Annotated in this window: 18 protein-coding genes; 8 read left to right on the forward strand and 10 right to left on the reverse strand. The window is 72.7% G+C overall.

The genetic code is table 11. The features are described from left to right. Window positions 1-62: 62 nt before the first annotated feature. The 6 genes from ACRAKI_RS18330 to ACRAKI_RS18355 all read right to left on the reverse strand — a co-directional run bounded on the left by ACRAKI_RS18330 (window position 63) and on the right by ACRAKI_RS18355 (window position 4,572). A complete protein-coding gene (locus tag ACRAKI_RS18330) occupies window positions 63-464 on the reverse strand; it encodes a winged helix-turn-helix transcriptional regulator (protein WP_447001721.1) in 402 nt (133 codons plus the stop codon). Between the two features lie 3 nt (window positions 465-467). Next, window positions 468-1,679, reverse strand: coding sequence for an acyl-CoA dehydrogenase family protein (locus ACRAKI_RS18335; protein ID WP_447001722.1), 1,212 nt, complete (start codon window positions 1,677-1,679; stop codon window positions 468-470). Beyond that, window positions 1,679-2,686 carry a phosphotransferase family protein gene (locus tag ACRAKI_RS18340; protein WP_447001723.1) on the reverse strand — a complete coding sequence of 336 codons (1,008 nt, stop codon included), beginning with the start codon at window positions 2,684-2,686 and terminating at the stop codon, window positions 1,679-1,681. The genes ACRAKI_RS18335 and ACRAKI_RS18340 overlap by 1 nt, the downstream gene beginning before the upstream one ends. Then, window positions 2,683-3,324, reverse strand: a complete 642-nt coding sequence (locus ACRAKI_RS18345; RefSeq protein WP_447001724.1) for an HAD family hydrolase — start codon at window positions 3,322-3,324, stop codon at window positions 2,683-2,685. Before ACRAKI_RS18345 ends, ACRAKI_RS18340 begins: the two co-directional genes overlap by 4 nt. 90 nt (window positions 3,325-3,414) lie before the next feature. Then, on the reverse strand, window positions 3,415-3,948 hold the full coding sequence (locus ACRAKI_RS18350) for a DUF6886 family protein (protein WP_447001725.1): 534 nt from the start codon (window positions 3,946-3,948) through the stop codon (window positions 3,415-3,417). A gap of 186 nt (window positions 3,949-4,134) precedes the next feature. After that, the gene (locus ACRAKI_RS18355) at window positions 4,135-4,572 is read right to left on the reverse strand and encodes an Hsp20/alpha crystallin family protein (protein WP_447001726.1); all 438 of its coding nucleotides are present in this window, start codon (window positions 4,570-4,572) and stop codon (window positions 4,135-4,137) included. A 99-nt stretch (window positions 4,573-4,671) separates the two neighbouring features. Between ACRAKI_RS18355 and ACRAKI_RS18360 the strand changes: the two genes are divergently transcribed. Then, complete coding sequence (locus ACRAKI_RS18360; protein WP_447001727.1) at window positions 4,672-5,241, forward strand: hypothetical protein; 570 nt, start codon at window positions 4,672-4,674, stop codon at window positions 5,239-5,241. 176 nt (window positions 5,242-5,417) lie between these two features. Here the strand turns inward: ACRAKI_RS18360 and ACRAKI_RS18365 are convergent, their stop codons facing one another. From ACRAKI_RS18365 to ACRAKI_RS18380, 4 genes are read right to left on the reverse strand one after another with little or no spacing between them, the layout of a single operon-like run. Beyond that, window positions 5,418-6,008, reverse strand: a complete 591-nt coding sequence (locus ACRAKI_RS18365; protein ID WP_447001728.1) for a DinB family protein — start codon at window positions 6,006-6,008, stop codon at window positions 5,418-5,420. Window positions 6,009-6,019: 11 nt separating this feature from the next. After that, entirely contained in the window at window positions 6,020-6,706 is a 687-nt protein-coding gene (locus tag ACRAKI_RS18370; protein WP_447001729.1) for a dienelactone hydrolase family protein, read from the reverse strand. Next, the gene (locus ACRAKI_RS18375) at window positions 6,703-7,656 is read right to left on the reverse strand and encodes a S66 peptidase family protein (RefSeq protein ID WP_447001730.1); all 954 of its coding nucleotides are present in this window, start codon (window positions 7,654-7,656) and stop codon (window positions 6,703-6,705) included. Before ACRAKI_RS18375 ends, ACRAKI_RS18370 begins: the two co-directional genes overlap by 4 nt. Beyond that, window positions 7,653-9,581 (reverse strand): prolyl oligopeptidase family serine peptidase, encoded by a 1,929-nt coding sequence (locus ACRAKI_RS18380; protein ID WP_447001731.1) that lies wholly within the window; start codon window positions 9,579-9,581, stop codon window positions 7,653-7,655. The genes ACRAKI_RS18375 and ACRAKI_RS18380 overlap by 4 nt, the downstream gene beginning before the upstream one ends. Before the next feature lie 125 nt (window positions 9,582-9,706). Between ACRAKI_RS18380 and ACRAKI_RS18385 the strand changes: the two genes are divergently transcribed. From ACRAKI_RS18385 to ACRAKI_RS18415, 7 genes are all read left to right on the forward strand, one after another. After that, window positions 9,707-10,273 (forward strand): DUF3090 domain-containing protein, encoded by a 567-nt coding sequence (locus tag ACRAKI_RS18385; protein ID WP_447001732.1) that lies wholly within the window; start codon window positions 9,707-9,709, stop codon window positions 10,271-10,273. A gap of 7 nt (window positions 10,274-10,280) precedes the next feature. Further along, window positions 10,281-11,087 carry an SCO1664 family protein gene (locus tag ACRAKI_RS18390; protein ID WP_447001733.1) on the forward strand — a complete coding sequence of 269 codons (807 nt, stop codon included), beginning with the start codon at window positions 10,281-10,283 and terminating at the stop codon, window positions 11,085-11,087. 73 nt (window positions 11,088-11,160) lie between these two features. Further along, complete coding sequence (locus ACRAKI_RS18395) at window positions 11,161-11,637, forward strand: GNAT family N-acetyltransferase (RefSeq protein WP_447001734.1); 477 nt, start codon at window positions 11,161-11,163, stop codon at window positions 11,635-11,637. Next, window positions 11,634-12,410 (forward strand): aminoglycoside phosphotransferase family protein, encoded by a 777-nt coding sequence (locus ACRAKI_RS18400; protein WP_447001735.1) that lies wholly within the window; start codon window positions 11,634-11,636, stop codon window positions 12,408-12,410. Before ACRAKI_RS18395 ends, ACRAKI_RS18400 begins: the two co-directional genes overlap by 4 nt. A 38-nt stretch (window positions 12,411-12,448) precedes the next feature. Continuing rightward, a complete protein-coding gene (locus ACRAKI_RS18405) occupies window positions 12,449-13,258 on the forward strand; it encodes a DUF3097 domain-containing protein (protein ID WP_447001736.1) in 810 nt (269 codons plus the stop codon). 39 nt (window positions 13,259-13,297) lie between these two features. Further along, a complete protein-coding gene (locus tag ACRAKI_RS18410; protein WP_447001737.1) occupies window positions 13,298-13,723 on the forward strand; it encodes an NfeD family protein in 426 nt (141 codons plus the stop codon). Between the two features lie 69 nt (window positions 13,724-13,792). Continuing rightward, a complete protein-coding gene (locus tag ACRAKI_RS18415) occupies window positions 13,793-14,959 on the forward strand; it encodes an SPFH domain-containing protein (RefSeq protein WP_447008448.1) in 1,167 nt (388 codons plus the stop codon). Window positions 14,960-15,065 lie beyond the last annotated feature (106 nt).

Below are 15,065 nucleotides of genomic sequence, written 5' to 3' on the forward strand. Positions count from 1 at the left end.
CACGCGGTGGGCCCGCCGCGTCCGGGCAGCCCGGTGGCGGCCCACACCTCTTCCAGCGCGGGTCAGCGTGGGCCTGTCGGGTGGTCGACTGGGGACGCGCCTCCGGACGTCGACACCGGGGTCCGCGACGACCCCACCGAGCGAGGCACACCGGCGTCGAGCAGGTCGCCGGTGTGCTCCTCCGCCCAAGCCGCCAGCGCCCGCACCGGCGTGAGCAGCGACCGCCCGAGCCCGGTCAGCTCGTACCGGCCGCCGACCCCGACCACCAGACCGTTCCCGCGCAGCCGCGCCAACGTCTGCGTGAGCATCTTGTTGCTGATGCCGCCGATCCGGTCCAGCAGCTCGCCGTAGCGCAGCGACTTCTCCCCGAGCGCGACCACCACCACGACCGACCAGGTGTGCCCGATGACCTCCAGGGTCGTGCGGGCGGGACAGTCGGCCAGGAACACGTCGTAGTCGCTCACCCGTCACAGGTACCGCTTCAGCTCCCGCTTCGCCAGCGACATCCGGTGCACCTCGTCCGGCCCGTCGGCCAGCCGCAGAGTCCGCGCCGCAGCCCACAGCTCCGCCAGCGGGAAGTCCTGACTCACGCCGCCGGCTCCGTGCGCCTGGATCGCCTTGTCCAGCACCCACTCCGCCATGAGCGGCGTGCCGATCTTGATGGCCTGGATCTCGGTGTGCGCGCCCTTGTTCCCGACGGTGTCCATCAGCCACGCCGTCTTGAGCACCAGCAGCCGGGCCTGCTCGATGCGGACCCGCGACTCGGCGATCCACTCCTGCACCACGCCCTGGCGGGCGATCGGCTGACCGAACGCGACGCGGGAGATGGCGCGGCGGCACATCAGTTCCAGCGCGCGCTCGGCGATGCCGATCAGCCTCATGCAGTGGTGGATGCGGCCGGGGCCGAGGCGGGCCTGGGCGATCGCGAAGCCCTCGCCCTCGCCGGCGATGAGGTTGTCGGCGGGCACGCGGACGTTGTCGAACACGATCTCGGCGTGGCCGCCGTGCGAGGCGTCGGTGTAGCCGAACACGTGCATACCGCGCTTGACCTGCACACCGGGCGTGTCGCGCGGCACGAGGATCATGGCCTGCTGGCGGTGCCGTTCGGCGTCGGGGTCGGTCTTGCCCATCACGATGAAGATCGCGCAGTTCGGGTTCATCGCGCCCGACGACCACCACTTGGTGCCGTTGACGACGTACTCGTCGCCGTCGCGCACGATGCTGGTGGCGATGTTGGTGGCGTCGGAGGAGGCGACGTCGGGTTCGGTCATGCAGAACGCGGAGCGGATCTCGCCGTCCAGCAGGGGCCGCAGCCACTGCTTCTTCTGCTGCTCGGTGCCGAACATCGTCAGCACCTCCATGTTCCCGGTGTCCGGCGCGGCGCAGTTGAGCGCTTCGGGCGCCAGGTGCGGGCTGCGCCCGGTGATCTCGGCCAGCGGCGCGTACTGGAGGTTCGTCAGGCCGCCGCCGAGCTCGGAGTCGGGCAGGAACAGGTTCCACAGGCCCTGCCTGCGCGCCTCGGCCTTGAGCTCGTCGAGGACGGCCGGGCGGACCCACGGGTCCTCGGCGTCGTGGAGCTGCTGCTCGGCGACCGGTTCGGCGGGGTAGACGAACTCGTCCATGAACCGCAGCAGCCTGCCGCGCAGTTCCTCGGTCTTGGCGTCGTAGGCGAAGTCCATCAGTGCTCCCCTGAGGTCGCGGCGAGTCCCTGCCGGACCAGCGGCAGGGTGAGTTGGCCGATCTGGTCGAACCCCGCTCCCACGGTCTGGCCGTGGGTGAAGCGGAAGTGGATGCCTTCGAGGATCACGGCGAGCTTGAAGTAGGCGAACGCCGTGTACCAGGCGAGGCCGCTGGTGTCGGCGCCGCTGCGCTCGGCGTAGCGGCGCACCATCTCGTCGGTGCCGGCGAACCCGGGCAGGGTGGGCACGGTGCCGGTGATCGGGTCGTCGTCGCGTGCGCCGATGCCGTTCCAGTACACGCACAGCAGGCCGAGGTCGGCGAGCGGGTCGCCCAGCGTGGCCATCTCCCAGTCCAGGACCGCGCTGATGTCCACCGGGTCCTCGGTGACCAGGACGTTGTCCAGCCGGTAGTCGCCGTGCACGATCGTGGCGCGGGAGGAGGCGGGGACGGTGTCGGCGAGGTGGTCGCGCAGGTCGTCGATGCCGGGCAGGTCGCGGCTGCGGGAGGCGTCCAGCTGCTTGCCCCAGCGGGAGACCTGGCGCTTGAGGAAGCCGTCCGGGCGGCCGAAGTCGCCCAGGCCGACCGCTTCCGGGTCGACGGCGTGGAGGTCGGCGAGCACGTCGACCAGCCGTTCGGACAGCGCCTTCGCCTTGTCCGGGGTCATCCACGGGCACTGGTCGCGGTGCCGCAGTGCCGCGCCGGGGACCTCCTCCATCAGGTAGAACGGCGCGCCGATGACGTCGGTGTCCTCGCACAGCAGCTCGACCCGCGGCACCGGCACGGCGGTGTCGGCGAGGGCTTTGATCACCCGGTGTTCGCGGGCCATGTCGTGGGCGGTGGCCAGGACGTGGCCCAGCGGCGGGCGGCGCAGGACCCAGCGGCGGGTGCCGTCGGTGACGCGGTAGGTGAGGTTGGAACGGCCGCCGGGGATCAGTTCGGCGGTCAGGGGTGCGGTGTCGAGGTGGGCGGCGAGCCGGTCGAGGTCCAGGCCCGGTAGTCCGGTCATGCGGCGGCTCCCCTGAGCTGGGCGATCACGGCGCGCGTGGTGTCGGCGTCGGTGTGGAGGTGGGCGTGCATGCCGACCGCCTGCGCCCCTTCGACGTTGACCGGCGCGTCGTCGAAGAACACGCACCGGTGGGCGGGCAGGTCGATCTGGTCGAGGGTGTGGCGAAAGATGCGCGGGTCCGGTTTGCGCATGCCGATCCGGCCGCTGATCACGATGGTGTCGAACAGCTCCAGCAGGAGGTCTTCGGGGTAGCCCTCGCCCCAGCTGTTGGACAGCAGGACGGTCCGGAGGCCGTCGGCGCGCAGTTCGCGGACCAGTTCGACCATCTTCGGATCGGGCTGGGCGCTGCCGAACATGCGGCGGAGCAGGCCTTTCGACGCCACCTCGCGGCCGTCGAGGGTGACGAGCTCGGCGGCCAGGAGCGCTTCGAACTCCGCGGGCGTCAGCTCGCCGGTCTCCAACCGGAACACCGGGTTGTCCGGCGCCGCCCGCCGTCCCATCCAGTTCCGCATGGTCTCGCCGTAGCGGGCCCGGTCGATGTTGTCCGAAGTCAGCCAGTCCTCGATGAAGGCGGGCACGGAGACCGTGAGCACGCCACCCCAGTCCAGCACCACCGCGTCGATGCGCCGTTCTTCCACTCCGCGAGGGTACCGACCGGTCGGTATGTAGGCAACCCACCGCGCCGCACGCGGTGGTGCCCTGTTCGCCCCCCGCCGCCCGCTGTCGCCTTACCGGGGTGCTTCTGATTGGGGCAGGGCGTTGCGCAGCCGGATGCCGCTGAACCCGAGCGTGCCGGCCACCACCCTCCGCCAGAACGGCCACAGGTTCGGCATCAGCCGCACCTCGATGCCGGCGGCCTCGTGCAACGCCAGCAGGTCGCCGACCTGCACGGGTGCGCCGAGCGGTTCGACCGGTCGGGTCGCCACGTGGGCGTTGGGCGGCTCGCCGAACTGCCGGAACGCCCGCGCGTCGAACCTGTACGCGTACAGGCGCGCCGTCTGCATCCGGCTCAGCCAGCCGAACTCGATCGCGTGCACCCGTTCGGCGCCCAGCCATGCCCGGTCGTCGGGGCTGGTGGTCGGCTCCACCCATGCCATCGCGCGCGGACACTGGCGCGGGAACCAGTAGTCGGGCGCCCGGTCGTGGTCGACGGCCCACACATAGGCCTCGGGCTGCCGTGCCGTCGCCGCGACGTGCGGCTCGAACCGGGTGATCGTCGGGTCTTCCGAGAAGTGCAGCACTTCTCCCGGCTCCGGTCGCATGGCCGGGGATCCTGCCGGAAGTCCGCCGCCGCGAGCGACCGGTTTCCGCCGGGGTCCCTCTGCCGGCCACCGCCGCGCGCGGTGGCCGGCAGAGGTTGTGGGTGTGCGTTGTGGTGGACGTGCGCCGTGCACCGGGCCTACCCGCCGTAGACCCGGTGCACGTCCTGGGATCCGACGGCGGTCGGCTCAGGCGTTGATCTCCTTCGGTGCGCCGTCGGTGTGGCCGATGGTGATCTTGCGGGGCTTCGCCTTCTCGGCGACGGGGATACGCAGCGTCAGCACGCCGGAGTCGTAGTCGGCCTTGATGTGGTCGAGGTCGAGCGAGTCGCCGAGGAACAGCTGCCGGGAGAACACACCGAGGGGCCGCTCGGACAGCTGCATCTCGACCTCGTTGTCCGTCCGGCTCGGGCGCCGCTCCGCCTTGACGGTGAGCACGTTGCGTTCCACGTCGAGGTCGATCGCGTCCGGGCTGACACCGGGCAGGTCGAACTCCACCACGAACTCGTCACCGGCGCGGTAGGCGTCCATCGGCATGGACGTGGGCCGCGACCAGGTGCCCGGTCCGGTGAAGAACTGCTGCGCCAGTCGGTCCAGCTCGCGGAACGGGTCCGTGCGCATCAACATCGGGAACACCTCCTGTTTGGTCGGTCAATGCGCTGCCACTCAGTTCTACCACGTCGTCACCTCGTTGACAACCCCACTTGTCATCTGTAGGTTGACGTCATGGCGATCGGAGATTACGAGACCGTCCGGGCGGCGGCCACCGGAGAAGACCTCAGTGCGGGGCAGGTGTTGTCCGCGCTGGTCCTGCTGCGGCGGTTGCGCGACGAGTTGGCCGGATGGGAGCCGCAGTTGATCGCCGCGGCGCGTGAGCTGGGCACGAGTTGGGCCGAGCTCGCGCCGGCGCTCGGGGTGGCCAGTCGGCAGGCCGCCGAGCGCCGCTACCTGAGGCTGCGCCCGTCGGAGCTGGGCGCGACGGCCGAGGGTCGGGTGCGGGCCGAGCGGGACCGGCGGGCGGCCGACCGCGCGGTGTCGCAGTGGGCCCGGGACAACGCCGCGTCCTTGCGCAGCCTGGCCGGTCAGGTGGGCCGGGTGGACGTGGTGGTCCGCGAGGCGCTGGCGGAGGACGACGCCGTCGCGCTGCTCGGTCCCTTGACGGCGGCCTTGGCGAAGGTCCGGGCGACCGACCCCGGCTTGGCCGCCGAGATCCAGTCGGTCAACCAACAGGCGGAGGAGGTTCGACGCGACACCCAGACGCTGCGGGACAGTCAGACACTGCGCGACAACCAGTGACGGCACGACGGGCCCGGCGACCGTGCGGCGTCATGACTCCGCGGCCCGGTCGTGACCGCCGAACCGCCGCGCCCGACTCGATCAGCGCGCCCGGCGGCGGGGCAGGCACCGGGGCTGGTTTCGGTAGTCCGGCGGGGTGATCGGCGGGTGGTCGGCCGGCGCGGTGGTGTGCCGCCTCAGGTGGTCTTGCCGTTCGACGCCGCTGTGGCGGCCCTCTCGATCTCGGCTCGGCGGGCCGCCCAGAAGGCCGCGTCGCGTGGCGGCTTGGCAGGTCCGGCCGCCGTTCCGGTCGTGCCGTCGAGCTGTTCTCGCAGGATGTCGGCGTGCCCGGCGTGCCGGCTGGTCTCGGTGAGCACGTGGACCAGGGCCGTGAACAGCATCACGTCGGGGCGTGGCCACCAGGGCACATGGCCCGGTGCGTCGATGGGAAGCGCGGCGATCGTCGCGTCGGAGTGCGCCCACACACGTCGGTAACGGGCGGTGATCTCCTCACGCGTCTCGTGCTCGGTCGCCCACATGTCGGCTCCGCGCGCGTCGAGGTCGTCCCATCGGGGCAGCGGTTCGGGGAACGGTCGGTCGAAGACCTCGCCGAAGTACCGGGACTCCGACAGCGTCAGGTGTTTGACCAGTCCGAGGAGGTTGGTTCCCGTCGTCGTCAGGGGACGGCGGATCCCGTACTCGCCCAGCCCGTCGAGCTTCGAGAGCACCGCCTGGCGGACCTCTCGGAGATCGCTGTGCAGGTACGCCTTCGCGAAGTCGTCGATCATGGGAACAAGGGTCAGGCCGGATCGGGTGGGAAGGTCCGGGCCAGGAACCCGGTGGTGAGCGTCCACGCGGTGGCGGCGGCGGCCGGGTGGTGGAACATCGGGGCTACGCGGTTGTGGAAGGCGTGGCCCGCTTCCTCCTGGACGTGGATCTCCGCGTCGGGCCGGTCGGCGAGCGCGTCGACCACGCGTTGCACGGCCGGGCGCGGGATGTAGGGGTCCCGGCCGCCGAAGTGGAACTGGATGGGGCAGGTGACCGCGTCGATGCCGGTGATCCGGTCCGGCACCGTGGAGCCGTAGAAGGAGACGGTGACGTCGGGGTCGGCGGTCATCGCCGCCTCGTAGGCCAGGGATCCGCCCAGGCAGAACCCGAAGAGGCCCGCACGTCCGGTGCGGGCACGCAGTTGATCGAGGGTGGCGACGACGTCGGACACGCCGAGGGCCGGGTCGAAGCGGGAGGCGACGTCCATGGACGCGGCGAGTCCGGCGTCGTCGTGGCCCGAGGACCAGCCCGGCGCGACGCGCCAGAACAGTTCGGGCACGGCGACGACGTAGCCGAGCGCGGCGAGGTCGGCGGCGACGGACTCCAGGTAGTCGTCCAGACCGAAGATCTCCTGGATCAGCACCAGCCCGGGCCCGTGTCCGGAAGCCGGTTCCCAGACGGGTGCGTCGAACGCGCCGTCGGCGACGTGGATCTTCACCCGAGTACGGTTACCACACCGGCGGCGCCGTCGATCTCGACCGACACGCCGAAGGGCACGGTGACTTGCGCCTCGCAGTGCCCGAAGCCGGCGTCGGCGACGATCGGCACGCCGAGATCGCCCAACCGGTCGACCAGGACCGGGGACGCGTCGCCGCAGCCCACCCACGAGCCCAGGACCAGCCCCGCGACCGGGTCGAACCAGCCTGATCGCAGCAGGCGGGTGAGGATGTGGTCGAGTCGGTAGGGCTCTTCGTTGACGTCCTCCAGCAGGAGGATCGCACCGTCGGGCGGCGGCGCGCCGAGGAGGCTCAGGTTGCCGCCGACCGCGACGCCCCGCGCCGTTCCGGGCACCATGCCGACGCCGGTGTAGGACCGCACGCCGGTGAACAGGGCGCGGTGGAGCCGGTCGCGGGCGGCGGTGTCCTCGACGAACGCCCTGGTGCCGATCATCGGGCCGAACCAGGTGGGTGTGCCGTGGTGCCAGAACCGCTCGTGCAGGGCGGTGGTGTCGCTGGAGCCGACGAACACCTTGCGGTGTGCGGCGACGGCGGTCCAGTCGACGAGGTCGACCATGCGCATGCTGCCGTAGCCGCCGCGTGCGCAGAGGACGCCGGCGACGGACGGGTCGAGCCAGGCCTGTTCGAAGTCGTGGGCGCGGTCGGCGTCGGGGCCGGCGAGGTAGGGCAGGGTCGGGTGGGTGGCGAGGACGTTCGGGGCCAGTCGGACGTCCAGGCCCCAGGTCCGCAGCCACGTCGTGCCCGCTTCGAGGAGCTCGGCGGAGCAGGGGCCGGCGGGGCTGACGACGGTGACGCGGTCGCCCGGCCGCAGCAGCGGCGTTCGGGGTGGGGCGGCGGGACCGGCGGTTGCCTCCGGCCGGGTGACCGCCGTGGGACCGGCTGCGGGACGGGCCGCGTCCGCACCGGCTGCCCGGGCTGGGTCCGGTGTCATCGGCGCAGCTCCAGGACCGGGATCCCCTCCGGCGTGAAGCCGAAGACCTGGCCGTAGAACGACAGCTCCGCCTCCAACGCCGCCACGATCGTCTCCGCCTTGCGGAACCCGTGCTGCTCGCCCTCGAACGTCAGGTACGCGTGCGGGATGCCCGTACGGGCCATCGCGGCAGCGAAGCGGTTCGCCTGCTCCGGCGGGCAGATCTCGTCCTCCAGCCCCTGCAGCAGCAGCACCGGCCCGGCGAGCCTGTCCACCCGGTGGGACGGCGACCGCTCGGCGTACAGCGCGGCTGACTCCGGCCACGGCCCTACCAGGCCGTCCACGTACCGGGACTCGAAGTCGTGCGTCTCGCCGCCCTCACCGGTCCACCCGGCCAGGTCGAGGATGGGGAACGCGACCATCCCGCACCGGTAGGTCTTCACCGACGTCAGCGACGCGGCCGACGTCCACCCGCCCGCACTGCCGCCGCGGATGCCGAGCCGGTCCCCGTCGGCGGTGCCCTCGTCGGCCAGCGCCTGCGCCACGGCGGCGCAGTCCTCGACGTCGACCACGCCCCACTGCCCGCGCAGCCGCTCGCGGAACGCCCGCCCGTACCCGGTGGAGCCGCCGTAGTTCACCGCGACCACCCCGATGCCCCGGCTGGTCAGGTAGGCCAGTTCCAGGTCCAGCACGGGCAGCGACCGCCCGGTCGGCCCGCCGTGGACGTGCACGACGTACGGCGGCTTCTCGCCCTCGGGCGCGGCGAACCCGGGGTTGCGCGGCGGGTACACGTAGGCCGGGACGTCGCCGTCCGGACCGCTGAACACGCGCTCCTCGGGCACCGGCAGGTAGGCCACCGGCAGGGTCGACTCGCCGGAGGTGTGCTCGGTGAGCGTCCCGGTGGACAGGTCCAGCGACACCACCACGGACTCGGCGGCCGGTCCGGCGGCGCCGCTGACCACGACACCGTCGTGCACGGCGAGGTGCGACTGCCACTCCGGCAGGTCCACGTCGACATCGGTGACGGTGCCGCTGCGCTCGTCGAGGACGGCCAGCTTCCCCGAGCGCAGCACGGCGTACCGGCCCGCGCCGATCGGGGCGAACCAGCGGCTGCCCAGCCGCCACAGCGGGCCGCCCAGCTCCTCGGCGCACGGGGCGAGGTTCTTCGACGTGCCGTCCAGGCCGATGCGGAACAGGTTCCACCAGCCCTCGGGGTCGGTGACCGCGAGCAGCGGCGGCGCGCCGCCGTCCGCGGGCGTCTCCCAGTCGACCTGGCAGACGGCCTCCGCGGGCCCGCCGGCGAGCACGCGGTACTCGGAGGAGCCGACCTCGGCGACGCACAGCTCGGTCCCGTCCCACGGCATGCGCGGGTGGTCCCAGCCGATCCAGGCGTAGTGGCGGCCGTCGGGCGAGAGCCGCGGTCCGCTCATGAAGTGGTGGCTCGCGCCCAGCACCCGCACCGGGGAGCCGTCCAGCGGCAGCGCGACCAGTTCGCGGCGCACGTCGGTGCGCGCGTCACCGGTCACGGTCTCGCGCACGCACCACACCTCGCCGGCGGGCCCGGCGGTGAGGTCGGCGTACCGGTATCCGTGGTGCCGCGACGGGGCGGGGGTCAGCGGCACGGGCGAGGGGTCGTCGGGGTCGACCACGTAGATCCGCTGGTCGTCCCAGTTCGTGAACGCCACGCGCGTCCCCGACGGGGTGTCCAGCACGACCCACGGCCGGCCGCCGTACTCGTGGACGCGGTTGCGCACGTTCCACGGGGGCGGCAGCACGTCCTGCCCGTCGCGCACCAGGGCGACCCTGCCGCCCTCGCCCGGTCGTCCCTCGGCCCACCAGGGTCGACCGTCGTGCAGGTCGACCCAGTAGAGGCCCCCACCGGCCGCGGCGGCGTCGGCCGCGCCGATGGGCGATGTCCACGTTCCGTACGGTGCGATCTTCACCACGCGGCCGACCCTATCCGGGTGTCCGCCCCCCGGCCGGCGCCTTTGTGCGGGAACGGTCGGGGACGACTCGAATCGCGGGGGCAGGGCTGCCGATCTTGCTCGCGTGGCCTAGGGTCGTCGTTGTCATGGCACGCGTCATCCACGTATTCCGCCAGCCCGACCGGTTCGTCGCCGGCACAGTCGGGCAGCCTGGCGAGCGCACGTTCTACCTGCAGGCCTCCGAGGAGGCCCGGATGGTGAGCGTGGCGCTGGAGAAGCAACAGGTCGCCGTACTCGCCGAGCGCATCGGCTCGCTGCTGGAGGAGGTGCACCGGCGGTTCGGCGCGGAGGTCCCCGACGTGGTCCCCGACGACCTCCGGGACACCGAACCGCTGTCGGTGCCGGTCGAGGAGGAGTTCAAGGTCGGCACGATGGGGCTGGGGTGGGACGCCGAGTCCCGCGCGGTGGTCGTCGAACTGCTCGCGATCACCGAGGAGGAGGTCGACGAGGCGGTGGTGCTCGACGACACCGAGGAGGGTCCGGACGCGGTGCGGGTGTTCCTCAGCCCGGTGGAGGCGCGGGCGTTCGCCGAACGCGCGGACCGGGTGGTGCGGGCGGGTCGCAAGCCGTGTCCGCTGTGCGCGGAGCCGCTGGACCCGGAGGGGCACGTCTGCCCGCGGCAGAACGGCTACCGGCGTTCGGACGAGGGCTGAGCCGGACGTGGGGTCGGACGTGGGTCCGGGCGACGACGGTGTGCTGGACCTGCTGGAACGGGGCCGCATCGACGTCGAGGGGCGGTTGGTGGACGCGTCGAACGCGACGCTGTTCTGCCGGATCGAGCTCGACGGCGTGACCGGGCAGTGCGTGTACAAGCCGGTGCGCGGCGAGCGGCCGTTGTGGGACTTCCCGGACGGCACGCTGGCGGGCCGCGAGGTGGCGACGTACCTGGTGTCGGAGGCGGCGGGCTGGGGCCTGGTGCCGCCCACGGTGCTGCGGGCGGGTCCGTTCGGGCCGGGCATGGTGCAGCTGTGGGTGGAGACCCGCGAGGACGACGACCTGGTGGACATCGTGCCGGCGGACCAGGTGCGGCCGGGGTGGCGTTCGGTGCTGCGGGCGCACGACCGGTACGGGGAGCCGGCGGTGCTGGTCCACGCCGACCACCCGCGGGTGCGGGAGATGGCGGCGTTCGACGTGGTGGTGAACAACGCCGACCGCAAGGGCGGGCACGTGCTGCACTCGGTGGACGGCGGCGTGTACGGGGTGGACCACGGGATCTGCCTGCACGCGGACCCCAAGCTGCGCACGGTGTTGTGGGGCTGGCTGGGCGAGGGGCTGCCGGCGGGCGCGGTGGAGGCGCTGGGGCGGCTGCGGTCGTGCCTGGACGGCGACCTGGGCGACCGGCTGCACGGGCACCTGACGCGCGCGGAGGTGCGGGCGTTGACCGAGCGGGTGGAGAAGCTGCTGGCGGCCGGGGTGTTCCCGGAGCCCTCGGACGACTGGCCGGCGATCCCCTGGCCGGCGTTCTGACCGGCGGCTCCGCCGGGTGGATCCGGCGCCGGGGACCTTCTGGCGGCAGGGGTTCCTGAGGTCTACTTGCCGGGTGGACGTCGAACTGCGCGAGGTGACCGCGGCCGACGTGCTGGTGTTCTTCGAGCACCAGCGCGACCCCGAGGCCGTGTGGATGGCCGCGTTCACGCCGGCCGACCCGTCCGACCGGGCGGCGTTCCTGGTGCGGTGGGCACGGATCCTGGCGGACGACTCGGCGGTGGCGCGGACGGTGGTGTTCGACGGCCGGGTGGTGGGGCACGTGGGGCGGTTCGCGGAGTTCGGCGCGCCCGAGGTCACGTACTGGATCGATTCGGAGCACTGGGGTCTGGGGCTGGCCACGGCGGCGTTGCAGCTGTTCCTGGAGGAGGACCCGGTGCGTCCGCTGTACGCGCGGGCGGCGGTGGACAACGTGGGGTCGCTGCGGGTGCTGGAGAAGTGCGGGTTCGTCGCGGTCGGCGAGGACGTCGGGTACGCGGAGGGGCGGGGCGAGGACGTGGAGGAGTTCATCCTGAGGCTGGACCACCGGTGACGTCGCTGGAGACGCGCATGGTGCGGCGGTTCGGCCCGGGGGTGCGGTCCTGGCTGGACGGGGTGCCGGCGCTGGTGGCGGGGTTGTGCCGGGACTGGGGCCTGGACGTGGTGCGGCCGTTGACGGGCGGCACGTCGCACGCGCTGCTGTGCGACCGCGCGGGTGAGCCGGTGGTGCTGAAGGTGACGCCGGAGCCGCTGCTCGCGGTCCAGGAGCACGCGGCGCTGCGGGCGTGGGAGCCGTCGCCGCGGCTGGTGCGGGCGCTGCGGGTGGACCCGGCGCGGGGCGCGTTGCTGCTGGAAGGGCTGGTCCCCGGCACGCCCGCGCGGGACGGACCGGGCTCGGACGCATCGGCGCTGGCGGACGTGCTGCGGGCCCTGCACGTCCCACCCCGGGAGGGGTTCCCGCCGTTGGCCGAGCGGGTGGACTTCATCTTCGGTGTCCTGCGCGAACGGTATCCGGGCGACCACGACGCGGCGCACGCGAAGGCGGCGGCGTTGGCGCGGGACCGGGTGGCGGCGACGTTGCTGCACGGCGACCTGCACTTCGGGAACGTGCTGGACGCGGGTGAGCGGGGCCTGGTGGCGATCGACCCGCGGCCGTGCGTGGGCGACCCGGCGGTCGACGCGGTCGACCTCGCCTACGCGTCCCCGGACCTGCGCGACGGCGTCGAACGCTGGTCGGCGGTGGTGGACGGGGACCGGTTGGCGGCGTGGTGCGAGGTGTTCGCCGGATTCTTCCCCGACCACCCGTCGGTCGCCCGCACGGCGTAGCGGGGTTCTGCCGCGGGGGCCGGGTAACGTCGCCGGCCGTGCGATCACACGACTACGGCCGCGACGTGCTGTCGGGCCGCAAGCGCAAGACGGTGCCCGAGGTGGTGGCCGAGGTCGGGCTGGTGGCGGAGGACCCGGCGTCGGGGTTCTGCGGCGCGGTGGTGCGCTTCGAGCACGGGCAGGTGGTGCTGGAGGACCGGCACGGCCGCCACCGGCTGTTCCCGCTGCTCCCGGCCGGTTTCCTGGTGGACGGACGGCCGGTGACGCTGGTCCGGCCCGCGCCGGCCGCCGCGACACCGGCGCGCACGGCGTCCGGCTCGGTGAAGGTCGACGGCCTGCGGGCCCGCACGGCGCGCGACAGCCGCATCTGGGTGGAGGGCCTGCACGACGCGGAGCTGGTGGAACGCGTGTGGGGGCACGACCTGCGGGTGGAGGGCGTGGTGGTCGAGCCGCTGGACGGGATCGACGTGCTGGCCGACCGGATCGCGGACTTCGGCACCGGCCCGGGGCGTCGGCTCGGCGTGCTGGTGGACCACCTGGTCGCGGGCAGCAAGGAGTCCCGGCTGGTGTCCGCGATCCACGACGACCACGTCCTCGTCACCGGCCACCCGTTCGTGGATGTGTGGCAGGCGGTGAAGCCCGCGTCGGTGGGGATCGCGGCGTGGCCGGTGGTGCCGCGCGGCGTGGAGTGGAAGGAAGGGGTGTGCGAGGCGCTGGGCTGGGGGGAACCCCGGGAGGGGTGGCGTCGGGTGTTGGCCGGGGTGTCGGGGTTCCGGGACCTGGAGACGCCGTTGATCGGCGCGGTGGAGCGGCTGATCGACTTCGTGACCGACCCCGGACTCGGGTGAAACGCCCCCTCGGGGCCTCGGGAGTGGGAGGATGGACGGGTGGCCGCGCTGATCTGGTTGATCCTCGGTGTCGTCCTGGTGGCGGCCGAGGTGCTCTCGGGCGACTTCGTGCTGGTCATGCTGGGTCTGGCCGCGCTGGGCGCGGCGGGCGCGTCGGCGATGGGCGCGGACGTGCTGATCAGCGCGGTCGTGTTCGGCGTGGTGTCGTTGGGGCTGGTGGCGGGCGCGCGTCCCGCGATCAAGCGCCGGATGGCGCTGGGCACGGGCCACAGGTCGGGCGTCGAGGCGCTGGTGGGCAGCACCGCGATCGTGGTGTCCACTGTGGACGGCCACGACGGTAGGGTGCGGATCGGCGGCGAGGTGTGGTCGGCGCGGTCGTTGGACCGCGAGGTCATCGAGCCCGGCGCCGAAGTCACTGTTGTCGAGATCTCGGGCGCGACCGCAGTGGTGCTGTCCGGGGCCTGAGTGGAGGCTGGAGAGTTGACCACCACGCTGATCGTCATCGCGGTCCTGGTGTTGTTCGTGTTGATAGTCATGGTGAAGTCGGTGCTGGTGATCCCGCAGGCCACGGCCGCGGTGATCGAGCGGCTGGGCCGCTACCGCACCACCGCCGCGCCGGGGTTGAACATCCTGGTGCCGTTCTTCGACCGGGTGCGGGCGAAGATCGACCTGCGCGAGCAGGTGGTGTCGTTCCCGCCGCAGCCGGTGATCACCAAGGACAACCTGACCGTGTCGATCGACACGGTCGTGTACTTCCAGGTGACCGATCCGCGGGCGGCGGTGTACGAGATCTCCAACTACATCGTCGGTGTCGAGCAGTTGGCGACCACGACGCTGCGCAACGTGGTCGGCGGGATGAGCCTGGAGGAGACGCTGACGTCCCGCGACCAGATCAACAACCAGCTGCGCGGCGTGCTGGACGAGGCGACCGGCCGCTGGGGCATCCGGGTGGCGCGGGTCGAGCTCAAGGCGATCGACCCGCCGCCCTCCATCCAGGACTCGATGGAGAAGCAGATGCGCGCGGACCGGGAGAAGCGCGCGATGATCCTCACCGCCGAGGGCCAGCGGGAATCGGCGATCAAGACCGCGGAAGGCCAGAAGCAGGGGCAGATCCTGTCGGCGGAGGGCGCGAAGCAGGCCGCGATCCTGACCGCCGAGGCGGAGCGGCAGTCGGCGATCCTGCGGGCGCAGGGCGAGCGGGCGGCCCGGTACCTGCAGGCGCAGGGCCAGGCAAAGGCGATCGAGAAGGTGTTCGCGGCGATCAAGGCGGGCAAGCCGACGCCGGAGGTGCTGGCCTACCAGTACCTGCAGACGTTGCCGCAGATGGCGCAGGGCGACGCGAACAAGGTGTGGCTGGTGCCTTCGGACTACGGCAAGGCGCTGGAGGGGTTCGCGAAGATGCTGGGCGCGCCGGGCGAGGACGGCGTGTTCCGCTACGAGCCGCCGGCCTACGAGAAGCCGGTGACGTCGGCGCCGGAGGAGGACGACCCGTCGGTGGCGGACTGGTTCGACACGGCGCCGGACCCGGCGGTCGCCGAGGCGGTGCGCGCGGCGGAGGCCGTCGCGCGCAAGGAGGTGCCCGGTCCGCTGGACAGCCCGTCGCTGGGCTCGGCTTCGTCGGCGCCGCTGGGCCAGGGTGCGACGCCGGCTCGTGAGGTGGGCACCGGCGGGACGGAGTCGCCGCGTTCGCTGCACGAGTGATCTTGGACATGGTGGTGGAGGGCGTCGGCGTGATCGCCGGCGCCCTTCGCCGTGGTCGGGGGCCGTGGTAGGGCGTCGTCGACGGGGTGGCGGGTGCCCGAATGGG

The organism is Saccharothrix isguenensis, from assembly GCF_052936305.1.